Raw genomic sequence first — 25625 nt, 5'->3', positions numbered from 1 at the left:
GCGGCTGCGGAGGGGTCCGCCAGCCAGAGGGTGGACTCTGGCTGGCGGTTTGATCGCTTAGAGGATTGCTTCTTGCGGACGCATATCTGCACGATCAATTCCGGCGACGACCACGGGCTTCTTCATAGCGTCGCGACGGAACGGCTCACCCAGCTCTTGGTTCAAGAGAACCTCGATAAAGGTGGTTTCTTTGTTCTCCATCTGACGTGCAACCGCCTTGCGGAGTTCCTCGGTCAGTTCCTCAGAGGAGGAGACGGTCACGCCATGCGCACCACATGCGCGGGCAATGCCTGCGTAAGAGGTGTCACGGTCCAGTTCGGTTCCAACAAAGTTGTTGTCGTACCACAGGGTCGTGTTGCGCTTTTCCGCACCCCACTGGTAGTTGCGGAAGATCACCATGGTGATGGCAGGCCAATCTTCTCGACCACATGCGGTCATCTCGTTCATTGAGATACCGAATGCGCCGTCACCTGCGAACCCGATCACCGGAGTATCAGGGCAACCGATTTTCGCGCCAAGGATCGACGGGAAACCGTATCCACAGGGCCCAAACAGACCCGGTGCGAGGTATTTGCGACCGGCCTCAAACGTTGGGTAGGCGTTACCGATAGCGCAGTTGTTGCCGATGTCGGACGAAATGATCGCCTCTTGCGGAACTGCAGCTTGGATTGCGCGCCATGCCTGACGCGGGCTCATCAGGTTTGCGTCACGCTCACGCGCTTCAGCATTCCAAACGGTGCCCGGATCGTCTTGTTCGTGATCGAGCGAGGACAGCTCTTGGGCCCAACGGGATTTGGTGAGGGCTACGAGGTCAAGACGGTCTTTGCGGCCTTCGTCGCCAGCAACATCCGAAAGTTGGGAGAGGATGCCGCGAGCAACTTTGCCAGCATCGCCTTCGATGCCGACGGAAACTTTTTTGGTCAAACCAATGCGGTCTGCGTTGATATCAACCTGAATGATTTTGGCGTCTTTGGGCCAATAATCGATACCATACCCCGGCAGGGTCGAGAACGGGTTCAAACGAGTGCCCAGCGCGAGGACAACGTCTGCCTTGGCGATGATTTCCATCGCTGCCTTAGACCCGTTGTAGCCCAACGGACCCATCGCCAGATAATGCGAACCAGGGAAGCTGTCGTTGTGCTGGTAGTTCGAGCACACAGGAGCATCCAGACGTTCTGCCAGTTTGATCAGATCACCAATCGCGCCCGAGAGAACAACGCCTGCACCCGACAGGATCACAGGGAATTTTGCCTCGGAAAGAAGACGCGCTGCCTCCGTCACGGCCTCTTCACCACCTGCGGGGCGTTCGAACTTAACGATCTGCGGCAGTTCAACATCGATCACTTGGGTCCACATATCACGCGGGATGTTGATCTGTGCAGGAGCCGACGAACGACGTGCTTTGAGGATCACGCGGTTCAGAACTTCTGGAATACGAGACGCGTCACGCACTTCTTCCTGATAGCAAACGCAATCTGCGAAGAGACGCATCTGTTCCATCTCTTGGAAGCCGCCCTGCCCGATTGTTTTGTTCGCTGCCTGCGGAGTAACGAGCAGCATCGGAGTGTGGTTCCAATAAGCGGTCTTTACTGCAGTTACAAAACCAGTCACGCCCGGGCCGTTTTGTGCGATAGCCATTGCCATCTTGCCAGTCGAACGGATGTAGCCGTCACACATCAGGCCACCATTGGTTTCATGGGCACAGTCCCAGAAGTTAATGCCAGCCTTGGGGAACAAGTCGGACACCGGCATCATCGCAGAGCCGATAATACCGAAAGCATGTTCGATACCATGCATCTGGAGGACTTTGACGAATGCTTCTTCGGTCGTCATTTTCATGAGTAAATCTCCTATTTGCGCGATTACGCGCGTTCATCCTGAAGGTGATAGAGTTGATAGAGACCCCACTGGCCGAGGCGCCGGAACGGCGTCTTCCAGCCTTCATGGGGGAGTTCATCGCGGAAGATGGGCAGCTGCGGGATATCCGCTTCGCGGCCAGCAACGAGCTGTGCCATTCGACGACCTGCTTGGGCCGAATACATGACGCCATTGCCGCCATAGCCGAGCGAATAGAACGCGTTCGGAACACCCGGCATTGATGTGATGCGCGGCATCATATCGTGGCTCACATCCACCCAACCCCACCAGCTGTAGTCGAGGTCAATTCCGCGCAGGGCTGGGAATTTGCGTGCCAGACCTTCGCGAAGCGCCGCGAGGTGTTTCGGGTTCGCCGCATCTTTACCCGTGATCGCTGCACGCGACCCAATCTGGACGCGGTTATCTGGCAACAAACGATAGTAATGACGCAATGTGCGTGTATCCGTGATCGGCGAACGGGTTTTGAAGCCGCAAGCCTCTAGTTCGGACTCTGTCAGCACACGTGTGGTGATAGAATTCGACATGATCGGCAACAAACGATCGCGCGTCCGTTTGTGCAGGCCACGCGGCGCATAAGCCGCAGTCGCCACTGCAACAGCGCGCGCCCGCACGGTGCCGCCCGGGGTGCGCAGATGATGCACGCCGTTCTTTGTCGTCCATTCGATAACAGGGCTATCGACGTGAACCTTTGCGCCGAGTTCACGAGCGATCTTTTGATAGCCGAACGCGAGTTTTGCAGCGTGGATGCCAACCCCATCAGGCTCCCACATAGCGCCTCGTGCTTCTTCATCACGAAGGACGTCTGCGTGGATTTCCGAGCGGCTCAGGATACGTGCGCCATACCCAAAGGTATCGCGCAACAACGCTGCCTCGGACTCGAGCTTTGGCATCATCCAATCGCGGTGCGCCACGTAGTAATGGCCACCATCCTGAGGATCGCAATCAATGTTGTGATCCTTGATCAGGGTACGGAAGAGATCAAAGGCTTCGACGACTTCGGCATGCATGCCCTTTGCGACGTCGAGGCCCCAACGTTCGATCCACTGAGAGCGCTTCAAGCGACCAGTCGAAATCTGTGCCTGACCACCGTTGCGAGTCGAACAACCATAGGCGACACCATGTGCTTCGAGAACGTGCGCTTTGATCCCGAACTCTTTTGCGAGGTGAAGCGCACAGGAAAGACCAGTGTAGCCAGACCCAATGACAACAACATCCACGTCCATGTCAGAGGTGACAGGGCCGTCGTCTGCAGGCGGCGTCCCAGCTGTACCGATCCAATAGGTCGGTGCATAGTCGGACCCACTGCCAATGGATTTATCAGCCACAGGGTCATAGTGCTGATTATATGGCGCACTAGCGCGCCGAGAGGTGACGTCTTGCATCGACTTATACCTTAAAATCAGGGGGATTATTTCGGTTCGATCACGGGGCGTTGTTTTCGAAACGCCTGTTTTTTCACGATCTTTCCGTCACGAATTGTGAAGAGATCGACACCTTGCGCCTCGATACGGCGACCTTCGCTATCGGTGCCTTTGAAGGTCCATTCCGACACAGCGCGATCACCAGACACAAAGTGTTTATGGTCAGCCCATTCAGCGTCAGGCATCGCGGTCCAGACGCCAGAAAACGCTTTCGCAATGGCCTCAGCGCCAACGATCAAGGTGCCAAACTCTTCGGCGCCGGCCACAGTGGTGAATTCGCAATCGTCTGCGAAATGGGTCATCACAGCATCGACGTCGTGGCGGTTAAACGCATCAAAGGTGGCTTTGAAATCTTCGGCGGTCAGCGTTTTTGTCATGGTATTTTTCCTTCTTATTCAGTCTTGAACGTAGGGAACGATCAGGGTCGGAATGCGCGACCGGCGCAGGACCCGCTTTGCAACCGTTCCTAAAAATGTGTGAGAGACGCCCTGCTCATGGCTGCCCATGAGGATCATTCCAGCCGACAAACTGTCCGCTTTCTTGAGGATCTCTTCGGCAGCGAAGCCTTCGACGATTTCAATGTCATCAACGCGGTCGCGCAGAGCTTGATCATCCTTGGGCAAATGCTGCCAGTAGACCGCCTGACGTTCCTCGAGCAGAGCCTTAACCGTTTCACGACGTTGGTTGATCGCCACATCACGTGCTTTGCGGTCTGCCACGAAGAGCTGAAGCGTCATCCGCATCTCTTCGGACACTGGCTCCACCACGTGCAGGAGGTGAAGACGGGCATCGAGGGCATTTGCGAGGCACAGAGCATAGCGAAATGCGTAGACAGAGGTGTTGCTCAGATCCGTCGCGTAGAGGATCGTTTTGATGTCTTTGATCATCCGACCTGCTCCTAGTAACCAACCATGCGTGGCAGCCAGAGCGCGATTTCGGGGAAGCACGCGATCAAGTAGATTGCGCAGGCACCGATGATGGCGAAAGGCAGAGCACGGAGTGAGATTTCTTCGATTGAGACGTTCGAGATGCCTGCAGCGATGAAGAGGTTTTCACCAAGAGGCGGCGTCTGAAACCCGATCGACAGAGTGCAGATCATCACGATACCAAAGTGGACCGGATCGATCCCCATCTGATAGGCAACGGGCAACATGACCGGAACAAGGATCATGATTGCGGCAAGCGTCTCCATGAACATCCCGACGATGAGCAGGAACCCGATGACCAGAACCCAGATGACATAGAGGTTGTCGGTCAGCGACAGCATGCCTTCGGCGATGACGGCAGGAACACCATTCTCAACAAGGATGCGACCAAAAATGGTTGCTGTGAAAAGAACCAGCAGCACGCGTCCAGCCAACCAAGTCGTCGTCTCTAGCGCCGAGGTCACAGCCGAAAAGTCGAGTTCACGATAGATCACACCACCCACGAAGAGAGTGTAGAAGATCGCGACAATTGCAGCTTCGGTCGGAGTGAAAAGGCCAGAATAGATGCCTCCAAGGATCACGACAGGCGCCATCAGTGCCCAGAAGCCGCTATAGCAGGCTTTTGCGATCTTGCGGATCGACAGTGGTTCGGACGACCCGTGGTATCCAGCCCGACGGCAACGGAACCAATTCGCAATCAGCAAGGAACCCGCCAGAACAACACCAGGGAAGAACCCAGCCACGAATAGCTTTGAAATTGATACGGTCTGAAAAGAGCCAAATTTTTCGATTGCCTCGACGGGCGGCTGCATACCCATGGCAGAGATGCCGAAGATAACCATCGGAATGGACGGCGGGATGATGATCCCCAATCCGCCAGCAGCGGCAGTAATCGAGGCGGCATAGCCGCGAGAATATCCAGCCCGCGCCATCGCGGGGATCATCAGCATACCAACTGCAGCCGTCGTTGCGGGCCCAGAACCAGAGATCGCGCCAAAGAACAGGCAAGCCATGACGGTTGCGGCAGATATGCCTCCCGTGAAGGAACCCGACAGGGCCTCCGCCACGTTGATTAGGCGGCGGGACAGGCCAGCGGCCTCCATCAGTGCGCCCGCAAGGATAAATGACGGCAGCGCCATGAGGGGGAATGATCCGACAGAAGACCACGCCATCTGCACCATCTTGATCGGGTTATCCCCAAGGTACCACATCGCAGCGAGAGCCGAACAACCGAGCGCAACAGAGATAGGCGCACCGATCAACATCAGGCCAAAGAAGCAGCCGAACAGAATTTCGATTAGCAAATTGTCCATTATGCCTGCCCACCTTCGGATTGCTGTTGAAGGTCTTCGACATCGACCTTGTCTGGGTCACGCGGATCACGTCCGAGAACCAGTTTGAGGTAATTGACCTGAAGAATGCGCAGCGACATCAGCGCAAAGGCGAGAGGTAGCACGAGGTAAACCCAACGCATTTGCCAACCCAAGGTTTGCGCCCGAACAAATGGTTTGAGCAGAGAGATGAAGGTGATCGACTGGTAGATAAAGACCGCGTTGAACCCGAGCCAAAACAGGTCGCCCAACGCTTCGATCCAACGTGCAGTCCGACGGTTCATTCGTTCGAGGTGGAACGAAATCCGGTTATGCGCAGCCATTCGTGCGGCGTAACTCGCCCCGAAATATGCGAACCAGACAAACAGGATCACAGACAGCTCTTCGATCCACGTGATCGATGTGCCGAATATTTGTCGTGCAATGATCTGCACGAACAACAGCACAACGAAAACTGCGAGCATCAAACGGCACGCATAGCTTTCGAACCTGTCCAGATGGTGCCAGATAAACCTCATGACCTCTCCCCTTGGTCAATGGTGGGGCAGGTAAACCCTGCCCCTACCTTGATCATTCAACAGTCGGACGACCCAGAGCGGTGAGAACCTCATTCAGGCTCTCTTTGCCGCCAATCATGTCGTAGAACTGCGGCCACACTGCGGTGGTAGCGAGGTCGATGAACTCTTGTTCACCGTTTTCAGGATCGACGATTGCCATGCCACGGGCAGCTAGCTCTTCGCGGATTTTGGCTTCTTCAGCGCGCAGGAACTGACCCGACGCGATTGTTGCATCATGTCCAGCGTCAAGGATTTGCTGCTGTTCGTCAGCCGATAGGGACTGGAACATCATTTCCGACACGATCAGCGGTTCGATTGAGAAGATGTATCGCAGGTTGGTGACGTGCTCTTGCACCTCATCAAACTTCATCGCGTAGACCGTCATGTAGGGGTTGTCCTGACCGTCCACCACTTTCTGCTGTAGCGCAGCAAAGGTTTCAGACCATGCCATCGGGGTCGGGTTGATGCCCCAAGACTTGTAAGTCTCGATCATGATTTCGTTGCGGGGAACGCGGATCACGAGGTCTTGCAGGTCAGCAACGCTGGTCACTGGGTGTTTAGAGTTGGTCAGTACGCGGAAACCCGAATAGGCCCAGCCGATGATACGAACGCCCGCATCTTCGATGGTCTGATCGACCATTGCCTGGCCGATCTCACCCTGGGTGATGGCTTCGGCGTCCTCAAGCGACAGGATCACGTAAGGCAGAGTCAATGTGCCCACAGTAGGCGAAAACGGTGTTACGTTGTTGATCGCGAGGATCGAGAAATCGAGCGTGCCAGTCGCCGCAGCGGTCACGGTGTCCTGTTCGTCGCCAAGCTGGCCATTCAGGAACAAAGACCCTGTATGTGCGCCGCCTGTACGGGCTTCGAGTGCTTCGATGAAGGCAAGGCCGAGTGCCTCTTGGGTGCCACCAGCGCCGTCGCCGACAGCAATGCGGAATTCTTTGGCCGATGCAGACATGGCAGTGGTCGCCAGAAGCACCGAGAATGCGGTCATTTTGATCGCTTTGAGTGTTTTGTTCATTTTACTTCCTCCCTTGTCCCGACTCTCCAATCGGGAACGTCCGGAGGTTCTGGCAGAAAATAACTCTGGTAATTATATCCAGTTTGGCATTCATTTAAGTCCAGTCTGGAGAGTGAGAACAACGTGCCGAAAAAGCCCCAAGGAAAACTCGTCCCTGAGATGTTCCACATCGACCGACGAGACCCACGGTCGTTGCAGATGCAGTTGACGAGTTCGATTATTTCCGTGTTGTTAGACACGCGGGCCGAACCCTGCACAAAGATGCCATCGACCCGTAAGATGGCTGAAACATTAGATATTTCCCGCCTCACTGTCACGATCGTGTATAACGAACTGGTGAGCCAAGGCTATCTTGATCCCCTCCCTCGATCTGGCTTTGTCGTGTCTGAGAAGATCCCACATCGAAGGATCGACACGATCAAAATTGACCGTGACGTGCATCCCGTTGACTGGGCCGAGGCGCTCCCGAACGATCTGACAAAGCGTCGACAAATCGAAAAGCCCCGAAACTGGCGCCACATGAAATACCCATTCATTTACGGCCAAATTGATCCGAAACTTTTCGATCATAACGCATGGCGCGACTGCGCGCGCCGTGCTCTTGGCGCTCGTGATTTTGCCGAACTCGCCGGCGACCAATTTGGGCAAGATGACCCAGTTCTCATCGACTACATCCGCAAGAACACGCTCCCCCGTCGTGGGATTAGAGCGGCCGAGGACGAAGTTCTGATCACGTTGGGTGGTCAAAATGCAATCTGGCTCTGCATCGCCCTCCTCAGTCAGCGGCCCATTAAAGCCGCAACCGAGGACCCCGGCTTTCCTGATTTTTCAGCAGCCCTTCGACAATTCAATATCCCAACGAGCTTTACGTCAGGCGATGAACACGGGCTTTTGCCAGAATCCGTCCCATCAGACACCGACATCATTTTTACCACGCCGAGCCATAGCATCCCCTCAGGCATAACCATGTCTCGCGACCGCAGAGAGGCGCTCTTGCGAAAAGCGGATAAGGACAACTTCCTGATCCTCGAAGACGATTACGAATATGAGATGAGCTTTCTCGAGAAACCGTCACCATCCCTGAAATCGATGGATGCTTCGGGACGGGTTATTTACGTCGGTAGCTTTTCCAAATCGCTCTTTCCGGGATTGCGGATTGGATACATGGTCGCGCATCGGGATTTCATCAGGCAGGCCCGGGCCTTACGTGCCATGATCCTGCGGCATCCGCCCGTGCACATGCAGCGCGTCACGGGGTATTTCCTCGCCCTTGGTCACTATGACGCTCACATTGTAAGGGTCCGAAGCGCGCTAAAAGAACGTCGTGAAATCCTTGTAGACGCCCTAAAGAACACCGATTTCACGATCAAAGGGGCTGCTCGACACGGTGGCTCAAGCCTTTGGGTTCAAAACGAATTTGGGATCGACAGCAAAGAGCTCCTTGATCGTCTGGTGGAGCGCAGCGTCTATGCGGAACCGGGGCATTGGTTTTTCGAAAAGCCCACATCTCCCTGCAGTTTCATGAGGCTGGGCTATTCATCCATCCGACCAGAGTTGATCCGAGAAGGGGTCCAAATTCTTCAAGAAGAACTGGTGGAACTAAACAAAGCACACGGCAATCGGAAAGCCATGGATATCGGCGCTTGGCGAAGCCAATTGTCATGATGTCGACCATTCTATTGTCCTACGCGGCCGTGAACGGGCGTTTACCGAGTTCTGGGAAAGCACACCACTTTCACAGCGCTAGCCTGTAACCCACTGCACACGACCTGACGAGATCACACCTGGTCAGTTTGTGGTGGAGCCGCGTCAGCGGGGATCAACACCTAACACGGCCGATTAGAACGGTGCGGGTAGTCCGTATGTCTGCAGTCAAGCACCGCACCGCAGGATAGAGGTTTGTTGCTAAATGTCCGCAAAGGGCCGCCGCCCCTGCCGCCGAGCAGTTCATTGCGTTTTGACAATCCACTTGAACATATCCAAGTTGGCATCATGAAGGTGTATGTTGCAGTTGCTCTTATGTTGTGTGTCTTGGTAGCTGCTCTGGCTGCTTTCGTCTGGTCAGGTTTGGCCCCTATCAGGCATTACACCTTCGATGACCTGTCAGAATTGACATGTGAGGAGCTTGGTGAACGCCACACTGAGGTCATCGATGCTTACCATGACGCAGAGATTGCTCATTACGGGCGGACCGCCGCGTTTCATGCGGACCTAGGGCTCCCATCCGAAGACGTTCTGCCATTTGCTGTTCTGATGATGGGATTTATGCGCGATAACAACATCAGTGAAAGCAAAGTGGTAACGCGGTCAACGCCTTGGCCTTTGCTCTATTCCGATTTCTACTACGAAATTTCGGGCACATGCGCTGCAAACCCGTCAATGCGAGCCGTTGAAGCGATGCGGGAGTCTGCATTGAAACTCGGTTTGATTGGCAAAGACGAAATGGATTAGGCTCGAGGGCATGAAACAGAACTTTGTCCCGTATCTCGCCTCTTGCTGCGCACTTATCGGTAACATGACGCAGGCTGGTTGTCCGGCAGGACAGGAAGCCTTTACATCGTGCCAGATCGAGGGCCGCAACACAGAGGTCTTTGTCTGTTTCGACGATCAGGTCGCAACCTACAGCTATGGGCCTGTCGGCGGCACACCTGATCTGTTCCTGTCAGAACCTGTTGAGCATGTTGACTATGAACCATGGTCGGGTCTGGGGAAAGCGATCAGCGAAAGCGTTACCTTTTACAACGGAGACTTTGCCTATGACGTTGGCGGCGGCTTTGACCGTCCATTTTCTGAAAAAGAGATTCAAAAGCCAATCAGGCGCTTTGGCTGGGTAGAGGTGACCCAGAGCGGTGAAATAGCCGCCAGTCTCGAATGCATCCCTCAAACGGTGAGCTACGGTTTTGGCGGCGGCATTCTTGACATCAAGGTAGCAGCTGGGCAGTCGTGGGACCCATCCTCCTTTACATGGGTATCGGACAGCATTGTACCGCCGGTCACGCCGCTTCTGTTGGAAAGCCACCTGTATCAGACCGTCGAAGATTGCCTGCCAGTCTCCGAGTTCAGCCTGAATGGCGTCAGCATGGGCAGTCCGCTGGATACGCTCGGCAAACTTGGATCACCCGAAACGGTCACAGACCCTTTCGGGAGCGGTGAGTTGATAGATCGGATGGTCCTTGTTGGCGCGAATATCGATATTTTTCAGGACAAGGTCTACGGAATGTCCACCACATCACCGGGTTGGGATACGCCCTCAGGGCTAAGGGTTGGCCTGACCCGCGGCGAAGTGATCCGTATTCTGGGGCGGGTGCCAAGCGGACATTCGGCCACCTCAGATCGGTATTATACCCACGTCTGCTCTGACGTACCCGATGCGGAGGACGAATGGGGTATCTTGATTGAATTCGGACAGGATAAACGCGTGAGCAGTATCAGCTTCGTAAGTCCTTCATACTAGCATCAGACCGCCGTTTGGGTCGCTTCCTGCGATAGTATTCCAACGCAGCCAAGGCCAGACACATTGAGATGGCACCAGCATACACGGCGAGGATCGGACGCTCGCCCTGATCTGGCAAAAACAGAAATGTCGGCACGGTAATGATGGTCACGAACATTGGGAGCGCATACCGAATTGGTGTCGTCTGAAAAACAAAGCCCATTGCAAGCCCATTGATGCTGAGGAAGACCCAGTGATAGTAGCCGAAGATGCCATAGGCGACACCTCTGGGACGGCCCCAATAGTCAACGGCCACCTCTCCAATAATGCCAATAACCAGCGAATAAAGCGCACCAAAGAGCAGAGCCGCTCTGAATGCACGTAGGGTAAAAAGACGTTTCATACCGCTGCTGTTTTCAATGTGTCGCCCTTGGAAAACGTATTTGGGAACCGCGTCTTAAGGCATTTAACTACCATACCACACGGGACAACAACTGCAGATCTTTGTGCAACCGCTGAGAAATGATCCTTTGTCCCGTGAACTGAAACCTGCTCTGACGGGGGCCTATTAGCTATTTATAGTGTTCGCGGCGGTCCGAAAAAACACGCACACGCTTTCTCCAGGACCTGTAGCTCCCGGGTTTAAGGGTGTCTCGCATAAGCGCTTTGACAGCCTTCTCGGACAGCCCATACTGGCGCTCAATGTCCGCGAATTGGATATCATCAGACAGCGCCATTTCGACAATCTCGCTCAGATGGTCTTCGGGGATATTTTCTCGTTTCGTCATCCTCATCGAGCTAGTCGGTTCTGGCTCTAAATCAAGCAGTCGACCATCGAACGTCTGTTGTGCCCAAAGCGATGCCCGCCGCATAGACGCTGAACGCAAGGTTCGTCCAAACTACTCGCTGATACACTCCATTACGATCAGATCATGATCTGAAAGCGGGACCTCGCCATTCATCGAAGACACGATACGCGGCGCCTGTGCGGTCAGACCTCTGCAAGCAAACCAATCGAGTTTCATCGTGCGGTCGGGGTGACGGGTGATTAGGCTGGGGCGGGTGGTCATACCCGCGGCAGTGCCATCCCAATGATAGCCACGGTTCCGCGCGTTCTCGAACAGCGTCTCGGACTGCCAATCGAAATCGGGGGGTATGTGGTTGCCTGTGTTCAGGTCCCCGCCGATCACCGCAGGTAGGTCGGGTGCGAAATCGTCGATGGCATCCATCAGGATATCAAACTGGGCCGCGCGGTGGGCTTCGTTTGAATTGCTCTCAAGGTGGGTGGAGACGACACAAATCGAACCATTTTCGGTTTCGACCTCCGCGAGGAGAGCCATCCGGCCCCCGATGCGTGGCTGACCTGGATCGGCGCCAAACTCGGTCGAGAACCAATGTCCGTGATCGTCGAGCCGCACGAGCGCGACACGATTGAACGGCACCGCAGACAGGATCGCGTTGCCATGCCAGCCACGAGCATTTTCGGTGTCCTCGCAGAATTCACGCTCGGCGGGACTGCCAAGGCCAAGCTCGAAAAACTCGACGCCGTAGATGTAGGCCATGCCGAGGTTCGCCGCGACCTCTTCGGTCGTGTGACGTTGATGCGTGCGCGCCATGCCGTGATCGACCTCGGACAGCAGAACAATATCAGCACCTTCGGCTCTTAGTTTATCGGCGGTTTCTTTGGGGAACAGACAGCGTTCTACATTCCATGCGGCGATCGTCAGCGGGCTTGGCAGAACGTCTCCGGATGCCTCGCCTCCCGACTGCACAAAATGAATCGCGTCTGTTTGTTCGAAGAGATCGCGGTGCGCCTCTGTGGTGCGTGGGGCAGAGAGGATTTTGGCCTTTAGCTCTGCCGATACGAGGGGCAGTTCGTTCAAAGTTTCGGTGATCATAGGCGGCGACCTGTCTGAGGATCAAAATACGAAAGCGCATCAGGTTTGATAGCGACGCGCAGCGGACCCGTTTCAGCGGCGACGTCTTTGGTAACGCTGACCATGATCGGTTGTCCTGACCAGACCGCGTGCAGAATACGGTGCGCGCCGAGTTCTTCGATAAGGGTGACGTCGATCTCAAAGGAACCGTTCGCGTCTGGCAGAATGTCTTCGGGACGGACACCCAAGGTCACAGAACCGCTGCCTGTGAATTCGGCAACCTGTTGCCCACCGACCATCACCACGCCGTTCTCGCGCGAGGCATCCAAAAGGTTCATCGGTGGCGCGCCCATAAAGGACGCAACAAATGTCGATGCGGGCGAATGATAGACCTCGGACGGGGTGCCGATCTGTTCAATCTCTCCGCCGTTCATCACGATGATACGGTCGGCCATGGTCATAGCTTCGACCTGATCATGGGTCACGTAGACGGAGGTCACGCCAAGTCGGCGTTGAAGGGCCTTAATCTCGATCCGCATCTGATTGCGCAGCTTTGCATCGAGGTTCGAAAGAGGCTCGTCGAACAAGAACAGCGATGGATCGCGGACAATCGCACGGCCCATCGCAACGCGCTGACGCTGGCCACCAGACAGCTGCGACGGTTTGCGATCAAGGTAGTCGTTGAGGTTCAAAAGGTTCGCGGCCTCTTCGACCTTTTGGTTGATCACATCCTTAGCGATTTTACGGTTTTTCAGCCCGTATCCGATGTTTTTACGAACGGTCATATGCGGGTAGAGCGCGTAGTTCTGGAACACCATCGCGATGTCGCGGTCGGCGGGATCGACGGCATTCACAACGCGGTCGCCGATATGCAGGTCGCCTTCAGTGATATCCTCAAGCCCCGCGATCATGCGCAGCATCGTAGACTTGCCACATCCAGACGGTCCGACGAGCACGACAAACTCGCCTTTTTCAATGGTGAAACTCGCGGGTTTCACGGCTTCGAAACCGTTGGGGTAAACCTTGCGGAGAGCGTTCAGAGTAACCTGAGCCATGGTAAATTCCTTACTTATCGGATTCCGTCAGGCCCTTTACGAACCAGCTCTGGAAGAAAATGACGATGAGGACGGGCGGAAGGATCGCAATGATCTGAAGGATGTTCGACTTGCCGTATTCGGGCAGGTTCGTGCCTTCGAGGGTTTGGGTGATCTGTTTGATCCCACGAACGAGGGTGAACATCCCCTCATCTGTCGTGATCATGGTGGGCCAGAGGTATTGGTTCCACCCGTAGACGAACATGATGATGAACATCGCGGCGATCATGGTGCGTGAGAGCGGCACCAGAATGTCGATGAAGAACTTGATCGGGCCAGCACCATCAATGCGGGCGGCTTCGATCAGTTCTTCGGGGACCGAACGGAAAAACTGTCGGAAAAAGAACGTGGCGGTGGCCGAGGCGATCAGGGGGATAATCAGGCCCTGATAAGTGTTCAGCATGCCGAGTTTTTGGACGATTTCGTAGGACGGCAGGATGCGCACTTCGAGCGGTAATAGAAGCGTCGTAAAGATAATCCAGAACGCCATGGTCGCGAACTTCAGGCGGAAATAGACGATGGCGTAGGCGGCCATCATGCCGATGACGATCTTACCAACGGCAAAGCCAAACCCGAGGATCAGCGAGTTGTAGAGCATACTCAGGCCCGTGTTTTCGCCGCTGAATCCAGAGGCTTCGAACATGGCTTTTTCAAAGTTGATCGGGATTTGATCCCCGAACACCAACCCGGGCCCATTGCGCATGGTCTCTAGGTCCGTGGTGGAGGCCATTTGCAGCAACATCACCACGGGGAGGATCATAATCAGAGATCCGATAATAAGGATCGAATGGTCCACAATGGTTTCAAACTTGATACGTTTCATCGTGATCCTCAGGTGTAATGGATGCGGCGTTCCACCATGCGGAACTGGAAAACGGTCAGCGCAAGCACGAGCACCATCAGGACGACCGATTGCGCCGACGATCCGCCAAGGTCATTGCCACGGAAACCGTCCACATAAACGCGGTATACGAGCGTCATGGGGTTGTTGCTGGGCTCCCCTTTGACCACCGTGTCGATGATGCCGAAGGTGTCAAAGAGCGCGTAAGTGATGTTGATGATCAGCAGGAAAAACGCGGTCGGAGCGAGCAGAGGGAAGGTCACATCCCAGAACCGTCCCGATGCCGAACGGTTGTCGATCAGCGCTGCCTCGCGGACGGATTTGGGAATGGATTGCAGGCCCGACAGAAAGAAGATGAAGTTCACGGGTAGCTGTTTCCAGACAGAGACAACGACCATCGCAAAGGCGGTATCGAAGTAATTCACGCCCAGACGGAAATCCCAGCCGAAGAGGCCAAAGAAGTCCTTGAGCGGTCCCCATGTTTGGTCAAACAGAACAAGGCCAATGACGCCCGCGACAGGTGGAGCGACAGCGTAGACCCACATCAAAAGGGTGCGGTAAGCCTTTGCCCCTTTGATCACTTTGTCGGCCTTCACCGCCAAGAGAAGCGCGAGAGACAGGGAAAGGACCGTCACGAGTAGGGTAAAGATGACAGTGAATTGCGCAGATCGCAGATAGGCGGAAGAGTTCAACAGCGAGGTATAGTTCTTCATCCCGACGAAGGTTTCGCCAAAGCCAAACGGGTCCTGAAGATAAAAGGACGACTTAACCGCGTGGGCGGCTGGCCAGTAAAAGAAAATGAGAATGATGGATAGCTGCGGAAGCAGTAATAGGATCGGCAACCACCGTGTCGAAAAACCTGCGCGTTTCATGAAACCCCCTAAAATATGGACTGGCGGCCGCATTTCTGCAGCCGCCAGCGGTGTCTGAGCTAAGCGATTAACCTTGGGTCATCGCAAAGCGCGACAGGAGCTCGTTTGCTTCGGTTTCGATGGTTGCAAATGCGTCATCAACCGAAGTCTCACCCGTCAGGATGCGGCCGAATTCACGGTTCATCACGTCGCGGATCTGAACGTAGAAGCCCATGCGGTAGCCTTTGGTGTTCTCACCAGAAGCGAGCGAAAGCTGCTGGATGCCAACTTCGGCAGCAGGGAAGCGATCGTAGTGACCGTCTGCTTTTGCCATTTCGTAAGCTGCAGTGGTGATCGGCACATAGCCGGTTTCACGGTGCCACATGTACTGGACTTCTGGCGAAGTCAGGTAGTCAAAGAACGCTGCAGTTGCTGCGTTTTCTTCGTCCGACTGACCAGCCATCGCAAAGAGCGATGCGCCACCGATAAAGGTCTGGGTCGGCTCTGTTGTGATCGATTCCCAATACGGCAGGTAAGTTGCCGAGAATTCAAACGGCAGGTCTTTCTGCATTAGGCCACCGAACGAACCCGAAGAGCCCATCCACAGTGCAACTTTGCCTTCTTCAAACGGTGCTTGGTTGTCGTCCCACGAAGCGCCGTACCAGCCAAAGTAGCCCTCATCGAGCCATTCTTTAACGTTGGTCCAATGCATTTTCAGTTCGTCAGAGTTGACGAGGATCTGGGTGTCAACGCCAGTGTAACCGTTGTCGTTCGTTGCGAACGGCAGGTTGTGGCGGGACATGAAATTCTCAACAAAAATCCACGGGGAGTGGGATTCTGCGAGCGGGATGTACCCAGCAGCAACCAGTGCAGGTGCGGTTACAGTTTCAAACTCTTCCCAAGTTTTCGGCGCTTCAACACCAGCAGCTGCCAGAGCGTCGACGTTGAAGTACATGATCGGCGAGGACGAGTTGAACGGCATGCCGATCATTTTGCCATCTGCGTCAGCGTAGAAGTAACGAACGCCAGAGATGTAGTCGTTGATGTCAAACTCAACGCCGTTTGCTTCGAGAAGGTCCTGAACCGGAACAGTTGCGCCTTTTGCGCCGATCACGGTTGCAGCGCCAGCGTCAAACACCTGCATGATGTTCGGCTGTTCGCCAGCGCGGAACGCCGCGATACCAGCGGTGAGGGTCTCTTCGTAAGAACCTTTGAACACTGGCGTGATGGTATATTCGTCTTGGCTCGCGTTAAAGTCAGCAGCGATCTGGTTGACGGTGTCACCCAGTTTGCCGCCCATTGCGTGCCACCAAGTAATTTCAGTTTCAGCGAAAGCAGTATTGGCAACCAGCGCGAGGGCGGCAGCCGAAACAAAAGACAGGTGTTTCATTCTCATTCTCCAATCAAAGCCGTCATGGCCTTGGGTTAGACAACGCCCTCAAATGTGGACGCGATGGCAGGTTCGGACCCAGCGCGGGTCAGAGTTTTGCCAGACAGCCGCAGCGCATTGATTCCGCTTGCACACCATCTGCACACGTGTTCACATACCGATGCTGTGTAACGCCAAAGTGACGCGGAGAGCATTTTTTCATGACTGGTCAAAAACGTCGGGCCACCGCGGCTGATGTGGCAAAGCTTGCGGATGTGTCTCGATCCGCTGTGTCCCGCGCCTTTACCGAGGGCGCCTATCTGGATGCCGATAAGAGAACCCGCATTCTAAAAGCTGCCGATGAACTGGGGTATCGTCCGAATGCCCTTGCGGCCAGTTTGCAGGGGGCAGGGTCAAACCTCGTCGCGATCTTTGTCGGCGAAATGCCAAACCACTACGACAAAGAAGTCGCGACCGCGTTGATCAACGGTCTCAACGCTGCGGGCAAATGGCCCATCGTTGTCGGCGGGTCTGGCGATGCGGCAAAAGCCGCCATTCAGAACGTCCTTCGTTATCCGCTCGAAGCGATGATCCTCCGGTCAGGGAGCCTCGGTGCGGATATCGTGTCATCCTGCCTAAAGCTCGGCATTCCAGTGATTTCATCAGGCCGCATCGTAGATGGGCCAAACGTCGATAACATCTGCGTCCGAAACCGCGAGGCCATGGCCGTGATGACGAAGCACCTAATTAAACAAGGTCGCCGGAAATTTGCCTATCTTTCAGGACCAGACGCATTTTGGTCCACGGGTGAACGCTACAGCGGGTTTGACGAGACACTGAAAGCGCATCACCTAGAACCTGTTTCACGGCTTTATGGCGATTACTCCGTCATGGGTGGGTTTAACGCCATGCAGGCATGTACCGATCTAGCGGACATTGATGCGTTGGTGTGCGCTAACGATGCGATGGCGCTGGGCGCTTTGATGTTTCTTAAGGAAAAAGGCACTTCTGTGCCTGAAAAGATCGCTGTGACAGGGTTCGACGATATCTCAATGGCGAAGTGGCCGAACATGGCGCTTACCACCCTACACAATCCAATCGAGCCGTTGGTGAAAGGGACGATAGACCTCCTTATGGCGCGTGAGGCCGATCCTGATCGCGTAGGCGAAACCAAGTGGCTCGATGCTGAACTCGTTCTCCGCGCAACGCATTGAACGGCTACTGATCAGCACACGACAAACCCAATACTTCGAATTCAGACACATTCGACGTCCAACAAAATTACGAGAACGTTCTAAAGCGCACCTAACACTGAGAGGTTACGGTAGATTGGGCGAATTGAAGTCATTCGCTGCAACGTAAGAAGTGTTCTCTATTGGTTGGATGACACCGCACTCATCGTCGCTGCGACCGCGCGCTTCCATGCTGCGTAACGTCGGTCTCTGACCGCGTCGTCCATTGTAGGTTCAAAACGTGTGTCGACCTTCCAGCGACGCGCGAAGGTGTGCTGTTCAGGATAGAAGCCGACGAATTGCCCCGCTAGCCATGCCGCCCCGAGCGCGGTGGTTTCAAGGACTTCGGGCCGATCGACGGGGGCACCAATAATGTCGGCAAGGAATTGCATCGTCCAATCAGAGGCCGTCATCCCGCCATCGACCCGCAAGGTGGCTGTGGCCTCATCCGTGCTCCAATCCGCTTTCATCGCCTCCAAAAGGTCGCGCGTCTGGAACCCCACACTTTCGAGCGCCGCCTTGGATAGTTCCGCAGGACCGGAATTGCGTGTCAGGCCAAAGATCGCGCCCCTGCAATCGGGGTTCCAATAGGGCGCACCCAACCCTGTGAAAGCGGGCACGAGGATGACGTCTTGGCCTGCGTCTGCACTCTGAGCGAGGGATTGCGTTTCTGACGCGTTGTCGATGATTTGCAGACCATCCCTCAACCATTGCACCACCGCGCCTGCGATAAAAATCGATCCTTCCAGGGCATAGGTCGGCTTGCCATTCAATTGATACGCAATCGTTGTGAGCAGGCGACTGTTCGACCGCACGGGCACGTCGCCGGTGTTCAACAGCGCAAAGCAGCCCGTGCCATAGGTCGATTTCATCATACCGGGTTCAAAGCACGCTTGGCCGACCGTCGCCGCCTGCTGATCCCCCGCGACGCCCGTGATCGGGATGGGCGCGCCGAACTGATCGGCCTGAGTTGTCCCAAACTCAGCAGCGCAGTCTTTGACCTCGGGCAGCATTGCCATCGGAATATCAAAGAGATCACAGATCGTCTGGCTCCACCGTCCTTTATGAATATCGTAGAGCATGGTGCGCGCCGCATTGGTCGCATCGGTCACATGAGACGCGCCACTGGTCAGCTTCCAGATCAGGTAGCTATCGACCGTGCCAAAGAGCAGATCACCGCGCCGCGCCTTGTCCCGCGCACCATCGACGTGATCCAAAATCCACTTCACCTTGGTCGCCGAAAAATACGGATCAACGAGCAGACCCGTCCGATCCGTGATCATCTCTGCGTGGCCCGCAGCGGTCAGGTCGCGGCAAAACTCTGCCGTGCGGCGATCCTGCCAAACAATCGCATTATAGACGGGATCGCCTGTGGTGCGGTCCCAAACCAAGGTCGTTTCGCGCTGATTGGTGATGCCGATTGCAGCCACATGGTCTGCTGACGCACTGGCCTGTTCCAACGCCCCACGCGCCGTGTCGACAACCGTTGTCCAGAGGTCGCTCGGATCATGTTCGATCCATCCCGACTGAGGGAAGTGTTGTGGGAATTCTTCTTGGGCGCGCGCCACGATGGTCATATCCGCATCAAAGAGGATGGCCCGCGATGAGGTCGTTCCTTGGTCAATCGCCAGAATATACTGTTTTGACGGCATCCTCAGCGCCTCCTCTTATCCCGCATCCACGCATCGAGCGCTTCCACCTCTGCGTCCTCGAACCTTAGGCCGAGCTTGGTCCGGCGCCAAAGGACATCCTCGGCCTCTCGCGCGAATTCGTGTTCCATCAACCAGTTTACTTCGGCCTCATAGAGCGTCTCGCCGAAATGCTGACCGAGCTCTTCAATCGATCTAGCCTGCCCAAGGATCGCCCAGAGATCGGTGCCATATCCACGCACCAATCGTCTAATCAAACGGTCATCGAGGAACGGAAACTGTATCTTCGCCTCGACGATCAAATGGTCCACCCCATCGACAGGGAAATCGCCACCTGGCAGCGGAACGCCAGCCGTCCAATCAGGTTGCAGGTCTGGGACATAGCCTTTGACCTTCGCCATAGCGGCCTCAGCTAGGCGCCTATAGGTCGTGATCTTACCCCCAAAAATATTGAGGATCGGAGCCCCGCCCGTATCATCGACCTTCAGCGTGTAATCCCGCGTCGCTGCCGTCGCCGAACTGGATCCATCATCGTAGAGCGGCCGAACGCCCGAGTAGGTCCAGACAACATCGTCGGCTGTAAGCTGGCTTTTGAAATAGCAGTTGGCAAAACGGATCAGATAATCGCGTTCTTCAACCGTGCAGAGCGGCTCTTCTGAAACATCGTGGTGTTCCGCGTCCGTGGTCCCGATCAGGGTAAAGTCCGTCTCATAGGGAATGGCAAAAATGATCCGCCCATCGGTCCCTTGGAAGAAATAGCATTTGTCGTGATCATAGAGACGCTTGGTCACGATATGGCTGCCGCGCACTAAACGCACCCCATCGCGAGAGTTGAGGCGCAGGGTATTTGCGATCACATTGCCAACCCATGGACCAGCCGCATTGATCAGCATCCGCGCCCGTTCGGTGCGGTGTTCGCCCGTCTCCACGTCCTCTAACGTGACGATCCAATGATCCGCCAATCGATCCGCAGCGATCACCTTTGTGCGGGTCAAAATGCGCGCCCCACGGTTCACCGCATCGCGTGCATTCAACGAGACAAGCCGCGCGTCCTCGACCCAGCAATCGGAATATTCGTAAGCCGTTTCGAATTTGGAGTGGAGCGGCTTCCCTTCCACAGCGGTCGTTAAATCAACCACCTGCGTGGGCGGCAAAATCTTACGTCCGCCCAGATGATCATAGAGGAAAAGCCCCAACCGAATGAGCCACGCGGGCCTACGTCCCTTCATCCACGGCATCACGATATTCAACAACCGCGAGGTCGGCGTCGCACCTTCGAACCGCATCGAGGCGTGATACGGCAACACAAACCGCATCGGCCATGAAATATGCGGCATCGCCTGCAAGAGCGTCTCGCGTTCGATCAGAGCCTCGTGCACCAACCGAAATTCAAAATACTCAAGATACCGCAGACCACCGTGGAACAGCTTGGTCGATGCAGAGGACGTGGCCGATGCCAGATCCCCCTGCTCTGCCAGAACAACCGACAGACCACGACCCGCGGCATCACGGGCAATCCCGCAGCCGTTGATCCCGCCGCCAATGATAAACAGGTCATGCATCTGATCAGTCATCCTTGCCCCCAAACGTCAGCCGAACGCCAACACCCCCAGCATCACGAATATTGCTAAGAACACTGTCAGTGACGCGACCAAACCAACGGCCCCACCGCCAACCTTCTGCAAATCCTGAAGCGATGTCTTCATCCCGACCGCAGCTACAGCCGTAATCAAACAAGCACGTGACAGCTGATTGGAATATTCAATCAAAGCTATAGGGAAAACGTGAAGGGAATTCAGCCCCGCCAGCGCAATAAACACGAGTACGAACATCGGTACGATCGGGGGAGCAGTTTCAGCGGACGCATTTTTCCGCAAGACGAGTGCCCCGACAAAGACGACAGGCGCCAACATCGTCACGCGGAACAGCTTGATCAGTGTGGCAACTTCGCCAGTTTCATCAGACATCGAAAATCCGGCGCCGACGACCTGAGCAACATCGTGGATCGTGCCGCCCAAGAATATTCCAGCCAATCTATCGTCAAAACCAACCAAGGATGCCGCGATAGGATAGACGATCATCGCGACGGTCGATGCGACGGTCACTGAAACCACGGTGAACGTCAGATTGGTTTCGCTTTTTTCATGTTTAGGCAGAAGGCTCGCCAATGCGAGGGCTGCAGATGCGCCACAAATAGCAACCGATCCTCCCGCCAGAAACCCGAACGCGTAATCTTTGCCAAAGATACTAGCTGTTAAGATGCCAATGGCGATTGTCAGTACAACACCGAATGCAATCAACACAGCAAAGGTCGGCCCGATTTGCCAAAGCAGTTCAACACTCACTCTGAGCCCCAAGAGGGCTACGCCGATCCGTAGAACAGACTTTGCCGCGAAATTGATACCCTCGCCCATACGAGGGTCGTTTGACAGAAACTGGAACGGTATCCCCAAAAGGATCGCCATCAACATGACAGGCGCGCCGTAATGATCGGACAAGAATTGCGCCGCCATCGCGACTAATAGGGCCATGAACAAACCCGGCGCGACGCCTTTGGCGCGAGCGGCTGTTAGTAACATGCGAGACCAGTGTCTTGTCGGAATATGTAAAGGGCCGAGGGTGATACAGACAGCTTAACAACATCTCCAATCTTGACCGATGTCTGTCCCGATTGATGAACCGTCACTGTTTGGCCCGTTGTCAGTTCGCCGAAAACATAGCTTTCCGATCCCAATTGTTCGACTTCGGTGACGGTCAGTGCGAGCGGTCCAGTATCGTCAATCGCCAGATCACGGGGCCTAAAGCCCACTTCGACAGCGTCACCAGTGGAAACACCGGCCCGGGTACGATCGATGTTCAGATGGGTTCCGTCGCTGAGTTTTACGCCACCGTCCGCAATCGTTGCGGTCACAAAGTTCATTGATGGTGAACCAATAAAACCTGCAACAAATCGGTTCTTTGGCGCATTGAACAGCTCAAGCGGCGTTCCGAATTGTTCAACCTTACCTGCACGAAGCACCGCAATCTTGTCGGCCATAGTCATAGCTTCGACCTGATCATGGGTGACGTAAATCATCGTGTTCCCCAACCGGCGGTGCAGATTGGCAATCTCGCGTCGCATATTCACACGCAGTTCTGCATCGAGGTTCGAGAGAGGCTCGTCAAACAAGAATACTTTGGGTTCACGAACCACCGCGCGCCCGATTGCAACGCGCTGACGCTGCCCTCCAGAAAGCTGGCCGGGTCGACGATCTAGGTAGTCTTCGATCTGCAGCATACGTGCTGCGTCCTCTACCCGCTTTGCGATCTCGGCCTTCGGCGTATTCAGGTTTTCGAGGCCAAAACTCAGGTTCTTTCTCACCGACATATGAGGATAGAGAGCATAGGATTGGAATACCATTGCCAGCCCTCGCTGCGACGCGGGCACATGGTTCACTACTTCCCCATCAATTCGAACTTCGCCGTCCGTGATGCTTTCAAGTCCAGAAATCATGCGCAAGAGCGTAGACTTACCGCAACCCGAGGGCCCGACGAAGACGCAAAACTCCCCCGAGGCGATTTCCATGTCGATGCCATGAATGACCTCAACCGCACCGTAGTGTTTCACAACTTTGGAAAGGACGAGATCAGTCATTATTTCAGCCCCGTATTGGCGATGCCTGTGGTGATGTATTTCTGGAGGAACACGAAAACGAGCGTGGAAGGCACGAGACTGACCATGGTCATGGCAAGTCGATAATGCTCTTGGCTCAGGTGTTCACCACGAAACTCCAGCAGGCAGAGTTGGATGGTGTAAGCCTCTTTGGTGGTCGCGATAGCCACAAGAGGAAGAATAAGGTCGTTCCACCGCCAAATGACGGACAGGATCGCGAGAGCAGCAATCGCAGGGAGTGCCAGAGGCAGAACAATACGCCAATAGACCTTCCACTCGGAAGCTGCATCCATACGCGCTGCCTCAATCAGCTCATCAGGGATCGACAGCATGTATTGGCGCAACAGGAACACACCGGTTGGTGTTGCAGCCCCCGGAATGATCACGCCCCAAATCGATCCCGACAACCCTGTCGCGTAGACCGCCTTGAACACCCCAACGAGCGTGATGGTCGGTGGCACCATAAGGGTTGCCAAGATCACGATAAAGAACGCGACCTGACCGCGGAATTTATATTTTGCCAATGCAAAGGCAGCCATCGAGTTGATCAACAACGTTAGAACAGTCGCAATCACAGTGACCAAGACGGAATTGGTGAAACAGGTGGCAAAGTTAACGTTCACACCAAACGCGCGCCCTGTAACCGGATCAGTGAAGTTTTCCCAACTCGGATCGAGTGTCCGCCGCATGGTGATGGACGCCGTATCCAAACGCACAACATCATCGGTGCGGTTGTCGACATACCGCGCAGGCGTGAAGTCTCGGGTCGCTTTGAAGTTGGAAATGCCAAACTCCGTTTCCACGCCTGTCACTGGGTCAGGTGCCGTGACCAAAACCTGCAACGCAAGCCGCGCTGGTTCGTATGGTTCGAGGTTCAGATATTCGGACAAGAGGCGGACGTCTTCGGTGCCGAGAGACGTCAACACACCATCCAGATCGTATTCGCCGCGCGCGCTGGCTGACATCGACGGGTAGCGAACTATCCATTCCGGCAAATTCTTCGCTTCGATCAAATCCCGAACGAGCGACGGAACCTGACCTAGGTGCGACCGTAGCGCATAGAGGTCACGACCTTCAAAACCGCTCAGGAATTCTGAGACATCCCGCGCAGCGCGTTCGTCGTCGGACAGGTCACCCCAATTCAATACCCACTGCGGCAAATCTGGGATGAAGAATATCTGGTTTCCGTCTGGGTAAGACACCGTTGCCCGTGCAACGGTTTCGAACGACGTCGGCAGCAGCGATAAATCCTGTTTTTCCAGCTGCGACGAGGACTTCAACGAATTGAGCGCCAGCCACGCCACCGGCAAGAGGATCAGCAACACCCCAGACAGCAGATATGCATAGATCAGATAATCGAGCCAATTCGCCCGCTGTCCGCCCGCTTTACGCGTTAGAAAAGTGGTTACTGCGTTCATGCTTTGCTCGATTTCGACGAAAGGTAAACTTGGAGAAGGGAGAGGAAGATCAAGACAATCGCGACCAAGAGCGATGCAATCGCCGCAATCCCCAATCCGTTGGCTGTTGGTTGTCCGCGAAGGCCTGATGCTTCGAAGATGTAACCCACGAGAGAGGTCCACCTAACCGACATGGCGTAAAGCTCTTCAAAGGCTTGGAAGGCTTTAATCAGTGAAAGAACCGTCACGACCAGTAGGGTCGGCGCAAGGAGCGGAATGGTGATCCGCGTCAACTGGCGCCACGCCGACGTTCCGTCCATCTCGGCCGCCTCATAGACATCACGGGGGATCGCCTGAAGCCCAGCAAGGAGGATCAGCATGTAGAACCCGAGGTGTGCCCACGTATAAACAAAGACGGACCAGAACATTGTCCAAGATGGATCTGTCAGCCATTGAATCGGTTCATCAATCCAGCCCCACATCATTAAGGTTTGCGACAGCACACCTTGCCGTTTCAGGATCAGAGACCACAAGAAGCCGACAACCACTGGCGACAGCATTACTGGGTAGAAAAAGACTGCTCGCCAGAACCCGCGGGCTACAATTTTGCGGTTCAGCGCCAAGGCAGAAATCAAAGCAACCGCGATCATGATTGGCACTTGGAACACGACAAATGTGGCTGTCGCGTAGACGGCGCCAAGGAATTTATCGTCTTCGAGGTTGGGTGCGCCCGTATCGATCTGTGTCTCAGCCAGCAAACGACGCAGGTTATCTAACCCCGCCCAATCGCGTTCTGAGAACAAGATTGACTGGCCTTCGGTGACCGAGAAGCCAAAGTTGATAAACATGGGCGCAAAGGTAAATGCCCCAAAGATCAACATATTAGGCAAGAGAAACAGGTATGGGAGCCCCGTCGCACCTGCCAGCTTCTGTGTCATCTCAATCGGCCAGCCAATCACGCTGACTGCACGGTCCCACAAGGGGCCAGTTGGGCGCAAGAGCGCCCAACCGATGAGTAAATAGACCAGCAGATAAAGTGGCCATGGGGCACCCGCAAAAGCGGCGTGAAGCGCCTCTGTCATACGAATGCCTC

Annotated in this window: 24 protein-coding genes; 4 read left to right on the top strand and 20 right to left on the bottom strand. The window is 55.1% G+C overall.

What is annotated here, in order from left to right:
* Positions 1–57: 57 nt before the first annotated feature.
* The 7 genes from xsc to AC07ED_RS02165 are packed head-to-tail and all read right to left on the bottom strand — an operon-like array spanning position 58 to position 7110.
* Positions 58–1839 carry a sulfoacetaldehyde acetyltransferase gene (gene xsc, locus AC07ED_RS02195; RefSeq protein WP_067550852.1) on the bottom strand — a complete coding sequence of 594 codons (1782 nt, stop codon included), beginning with the start codon at positions 1837–1839 and terminating at the stop codon, positions 58–60.
* Between the two features lie 23 nt (positions 1840–1862).
* Complete coding sequence (locus AC07ED_RS02190; RefSeq protein WP_105235914.1) at positions 1863–3260, bottom strand: NAD(P)/FAD-dependent oxidoreductase; 1398 nt, start codon at positions 3258–3260, stop codon at positions 1863–1865.
* A gap of 26 nt (positions 3261–3286) precedes the next feature.
* A complete protein-coding gene (locus AC07ED_RS02185) occupies positions 3287–3676 on the bottom strand; it encodes a nuclear transport factor 2 family protein (RefSeq protein WP_105235915.1) in 390 nt (129 codons plus the stop codon).
* Between the two features lie 18 nt (positions 3677–3694).
* A complete protein-coding gene (locus tag AC07ED_RS02180) occupies positions 3695–4186 on the bottom strand; it encodes a universal stress protein (protein ID WP_105235916.1) in 492 nt (163 codons plus the stop codon).
* Positions 4187–4197: 11 nt separating this feature from the next.
* Positions 4198–5538 (bottom strand): TRAP transporter large permease, encoded by a 1341-nt coding sequence (locus AC07ED_RS02175; RefSeq protein ID WP_067550856.1) that lies wholly within the window; start codon positions 5536–5538, stop codon positions 4198–4200.
* Positions 5538–6074 carry a TRAP transporter small permease gene (locus AC07ED_RS02170; RefSeq protein ID WP_067550857.1) on the bottom strand — a complete coding sequence of 179 codons (537 nt, stop codon included), beginning with the start codon at positions 6072–6074 and terminating at the stop codon, positions 5538–5540. The genes AC07ED_RS02175 and AC07ED_RS02170 overlap by 1 nt, the downstream gene beginning before the upstream one ends.
* A gap of 52 nt (positions 6075–6126) precedes the next feature.
* Complete coding sequence (locus AC07ED_RS02165; RefSeq protein WP_245918174.1) at positions 6127–7110, bottom strand: TRAP transporter substrate-binding protein; 984 nt, start codon at positions 7108–7110, stop codon at positions 6127–6129.
* Between the two features lie 186 nt (positions 7111–7296).
* On the opposite strand from AC07ED_RS02165, the gene AC07ED_RS02160 reads away from it, so the two are divergent.
* The 3 genes from AC07ED_RS02160 to AC07ED_RS02150 all read left to right on the top strand — a co-directional run bounded on the left by AC07ED_RS02160 (position 7297) and on the right by AC07ED_RS02150 (position 10591).
* Complete coding sequence (locus AC07ED_RS02160) at positions 7297–8802, top strand: aminotransferase-like domain-containing protein (protein ID WP_105235918.1); 1506 nt, start codon at positions 7297–7299, stop codon at positions 8800–8802.
* A 327-nt stretch (positions 8803–9129) separates the two neighbouring features.
* Positions 9130–9588 (top strand): hypothetical protein, encoded by a 459-nt coding sequence (locus tag AC07ED_RS02155; protein ID WP_158664553.1) that lies wholly within the window; start codon positions 9130–9132, stop codon positions 9586–9588.
* Between the two features lie 10 nt (positions 9589–9598).
* Positions 9599–10591, top strand: coding sequence for a hypothetical protein (locus AC07ED_RS02150; protein ID WP_105235920.1), 993 nt, complete (start codon positions 9599–9601; stop codon positions 10589–10591).
* Here the strand turns inward: AC07ED_RS02150 and AC07ED_RS02145 are convergent.
* From AC07ED_RS02145 to AC07ED_RS02115, 7 genes are all read right to left on the bottom strand, one after another.
* Positions 10566–10973 carry a hypothetical protein gene (locus tag AC07ED_RS02145; RefSeq protein WP_105235921.1) on the bottom strand — a complete coding sequence of 136 codons (408 nt, stop codon included), beginning with the start codon at positions 10971–10973 and terminating at the stop codon, positions 10566–10568. The two genes, AC07ED_RS02150 and AC07ED_RS02145, sit on opposite strands and share 26 nt — an antisense overlap.
* A 169-nt stretch (positions 10974–11142) precedes the next feature.
* Positions 11143–11307, bottom strand: a complete 165-nt coding sequence (locus tag AC07ED_RS02140; protein WP_435404533.1) for a DUF2805 domain-containing protein — start codon at positions 11305–11307, stop codon at positions 11143–11145.
* Between the two features lie 162 nt (positions 11308–11469).
* The gene (locus AC07ED_RS02135) at positions 11470–12468 is read right to left on the bottom strand and encodes an endonuclease/exonuclease/phosphatase family protein (protein WP_211096406.1); all 999 of its coding nucleotides are present in this window, start codon (positions 12466–12468) and stop codon (positions 11470–11472) included.
* Positions 12465–13502: a sn-glycerol-3-phosphate ABC transporter ATP-binding protein UgpC gene (ugpC, locus tag AC07ED_RS02130; protein WP_105235922.1), complete on the bottom strand. Its 1038-nt coding sequence runs from the start codon at positions 13500–13502 to the stop codon at positions 12465–12467. Before ugpC ends, AC07ED_RS02135 begins: the two co-directional genes overlap by 4 nt.
* Positions 13503–13512: 10 nt before the next feature.
* Complete coding sequence (locus AC07ED_RS02125) at positions 13513–14364, bottom strand: ABC transporter permease subunit (protein WP_105235923.1); 852 nt, start codon at positions 14362–14364, stop codon at positions 13513–13515.
* Positions 14365–14372: 8 nt separating this feature from the next.
* Positions 14373–15254, bottom strand: a complete 882-nt coding sequence (locus AC07ED_RS02120; protein ID WP_105235924.1) for an ABC transporter permease subunit — start codon at positions 15252–15254, stop codon at positions 14373–14375.
* Between the two features lie 67 nt (positions 15255–15321).
* On the bottom strand, positions 15322–16623 hold the full coding sequence (locus tag AC07ED_RS02115) for an extracellular solute-binding protein (RefSeq protein WP_105235925.1): 1302 nt from the start codon (positions 16621–16623) through the stop codon (positions 15322–15324).
* Between the two features lie 200 nt (positions 16624–16823).
* On the opposite strand from AC07ED_RS02115, the gene AC07ED_RS02110 reads away from it, so the two are divergent.
* Positions 16824–17816 (top strand): LacI family DNA-binding transcriptional regulator, encoded by a 993-nt coding sequence (locus tag AC07ED_RS02110; RefSeq protein ID WP_105235926.1) that lies wholly within the window; start codon positions 16824–16826, stop codon positions 17814–17816.
* A 158-nt stretch (positions 17817–17974) separates the two neighbouring features.
* On the opposite strand, the gene glpK is transcribed toward AC07ED_RS02110, so the two are convergent.
* From glpK to AC07ED_RS02080, 6 genes are read right to left on the bottom strand one after another with little or no spacing between them, the layout of a single operon-like run.
* Positions 17975–19486, bottom strand: a complete 1512-nt coding sequence (gene glpK / locus AC07ED_RS02105) for a glycerol kinase GlpK (RefSeq protein WP_105235927.1) — start codon at positions 19484–19486, stop codon at positions 17975–17977.
* 2 nt (positions 19487–19488) lie between these two features.
* Positions 19489–21057 (bottom strand): glycerol-3-phosphate dehydrogenase, encoded by a 1569-nt coding sequence (glpD, locus tag AC07ED_RS02100; RefSeq protein WP_105235928.1) that lies wholly within the window; start codon positions 21055–21057, stop codon positions 19489–19491.
* A 15-nt stretch (positions 21058–21072) separates the two neighbouring features.
* Positions 21073–22062, bottom strand: coding sequence for a YeiH family protein (locus AC07ED_RS02095; RefSeq protein ID WP_105235929.1), 990 nt, complete (start codon positions 22060–22062; stop codon positions 21073–21075).
* Positions 22053–23117: an ABC transporter ATP-binding protein gene (locus AC07ED_RS02090; protein ID WP_105235930.1), complete on the bottom strand. Its 1065-nt coding sequence runs from the start codon at positions 23115–23117 to the stop codon at positions 22053–22055. The genes AC07ED_RS02095 and AC07ED_RS02090 overlap by 10 nt, the downstream gene beginning before the upstream one ends.
* On the bottom strand, positions 23117–24553 hold the full coding sequence (locus AC07ED_RS02085; RefSeq protein ID WP_105235931.1) for a carbohydrate ABC transporter permease: 1437 nt from the start codon (positions 24551–24553) through the stop codon (positions 23117–23119). The genes AC07ED_RS02090 and AC07ED_RS02085 overlap by 1 nt, the downstream gene beginning before the upstream one ends.
* The gene (locus AC07ED_RS02080) at positions 24550–25614 is read right to left on the bottom strand and encodes a carbohydrate ABC transporter permease (RefSeq protein WP_105235932.1); all 1065 of its coding nucleotides are present in this window, start codon (positions 25612–25614) and stop codon (positions 24550–24552) included. Before AC07ED_RS02080 ends, AC07ED_RS02085 begins: the two co-directional genes overlap by 4 nt.
* Positions 25615–25625: the final 11 nt, after the last annotated feature.

Source organism: Aestuarium zhoushanense, assembly GCF_056431045.1.
Note: the sequence above shows the minus strand (reverse complement) of the source record. Positions and strands in the feature narration are given on the sequence as shown.

Bases quoted from the DNA above. Each gene is read 5' to 3' on its own strand.
- xsc (WP_067550852.1), bottom strand. From the start codon at position 1,839: ATGAAAATGACGACCGAAGAAGCATTCGTCAAAGTCCTCCAGATGCAT.
- AC07ED_RS02190 (WP_105235914.1), bottom strand. From the start codon at position 3,260: ATGCAAGACGTCACCTCTCGGCGCGCTAGTGCGCCATATAATCAGCAC.
- AC07ED_RS02185 (WP_105235915.1), bottom strand. From the start codon at position 3,676: ATGACAAAAACGCTGACCGCCGAAGATTTCAAAGCCACCTTTGATGCG.
- AC07ED_RS02180 (WP_105235916.1), bottom strand. From the start codon at position 4,186: ATGATCAAAGACATCAAAACGATCCTCTACGCGACGGATCTGAGCAAC.
- AC07ED_RS02175 (WP_067550856.1), bottom strand. From the start codon at position 5,538: ATGGACAATTTGCTAATCGAAATTCTGTTCGGCTGCTTCTTTGGCCTG.
- AC07ED_RS02170 (WP_067550857.1), bottom strand. From the start codon at position 6,074: ATGAGGTTTATCTGGCACCATCTGGACAGGTTCGAAAGCTATGCGTGC.
- AC07ED_RS02165 (WP_245918174.1), bottom strand. From the start codon at position 7,110: ATGACCGCATTCTCGGTGCTTCTGGCGACCACTGCCATGTCTGCATCG.
- AC07ED_RS02160 (WP_105235918.1), top strand. From the start codon at position 7,297: ATGTTCCACATCGACCGACGAGACCCACGGTCGTTGCAGATGCAGTTG.
- AC07ED_RS02155 (WP_158664553.1), top strand. From the start codon at position 9,130: ATGAAGGTGTATGTTGCAGTTGCTCTTATGTTGTGTGTCTTGGTAGCT.
- AC07ED_RS02150 (WP_105235920.1), top strand. From the start codon at position 9,599: ATGAAACAGAACTTTGTCCCGTATCTCGCCTCTTGCTGCGCACTTATC.
- AC07ED_RS02145 (WP_105235921.1), bottom strand. From the start codon at position 10,973: ATGAAACGTCTTTTTACCCTACGTGCATTCAGAGCGGCTCTGCTCTTT.
- AC07ED_RS02140 (WP_435404533.1), bottom strand. From the start codon at position 11,307: ATGGCGCTGTCTGATGATATCCAATTCGCGGACATTGAGCGCCAGTAT.
- AC07ED_RS02135 (WP_211096406.1), bottom strand. From the start codon at position 12,468: ATGATCACCGAAACTTTGAACGAACTGCCCCTCGTATCGGCAGAGCTA.
- ugpC (WP_105235922.1), bottom strand. From the start codon at position 13,502: ATGGCTCAGGTTACTCTGAACGCTCTCCGCAAGGTTTACCCCAACGGT.
- AC07ED_RS02125 (WP_105235923.1), bottom strand. From the start codon at position 14,364: ATGAAACGTATCAAGTTTGAAACCATTGTGGACCATTCGATCCTTATT.
- AC07ED_RS02120 (WP_105235924.1), bottom strand. From the start codon at position 15,254: ATGAAACGCGCAGGTTTTTCGACACGGTGGTTGCCGATCCTATTACTG.
- AC07ED_RS02115 (WP_105235925.1), bottom strand. From the start codon at position 16,623: ATGAAACACCTGTCTTTTGTTTCGGCTGCCGCCCTCGCGCTGGTTGCC.
- AC07ED_RS02110 (WP_105235926.1), top strand. From the start codon at position 16,824: ATGACTGGTCAAAAACGTCGGGCCACCGCGGCTGATGTGGCAAAGCTT.
- glpK (WP_105235927.1), bottom strand. From the start codon at position 19,486: ATGCCGTCAAAACAGTATATTCTGGCGATTGACCAAGGAACGACCTCA.
- glpD (WP_105235928.1), bottom strand. From the start codon at position 21,057: ATGACTGATCAGATGCATGACCTGTTTATCATTGGCGGCGGGATCAAC.
- AC07ED_RS02095 (WP_105235929.1), bottom strand. From the start codon at position 22,062: ATGTTACTAACAGCCGCTCGCGCCAAAGGCGTCGCGCCGGGTTTGTTC.
- AC07ED_RS02090 (WP_105235930.1), bottom strand. From the start codon at position 23,117: ATGACTGATCTCGTCCTTTCCAAAGTTGTGAAACACTACGGTGCGGTT.
- AC07ED_RS02085 (WP_105235931.1), bottom strand. From the start codon at position 24,553: ATGAACGCAGTAACCACTTTTCTAACGCGTAAAGCGGGCGGACAGCGG.
- AC07ED_RS02080 (WP_105235932.1), bottom strand. From the start codon at position 25,614: ATGACAGAGGCGCTTCACGCCGCTTTTGCGGGTGCCCCATGGCCACTT.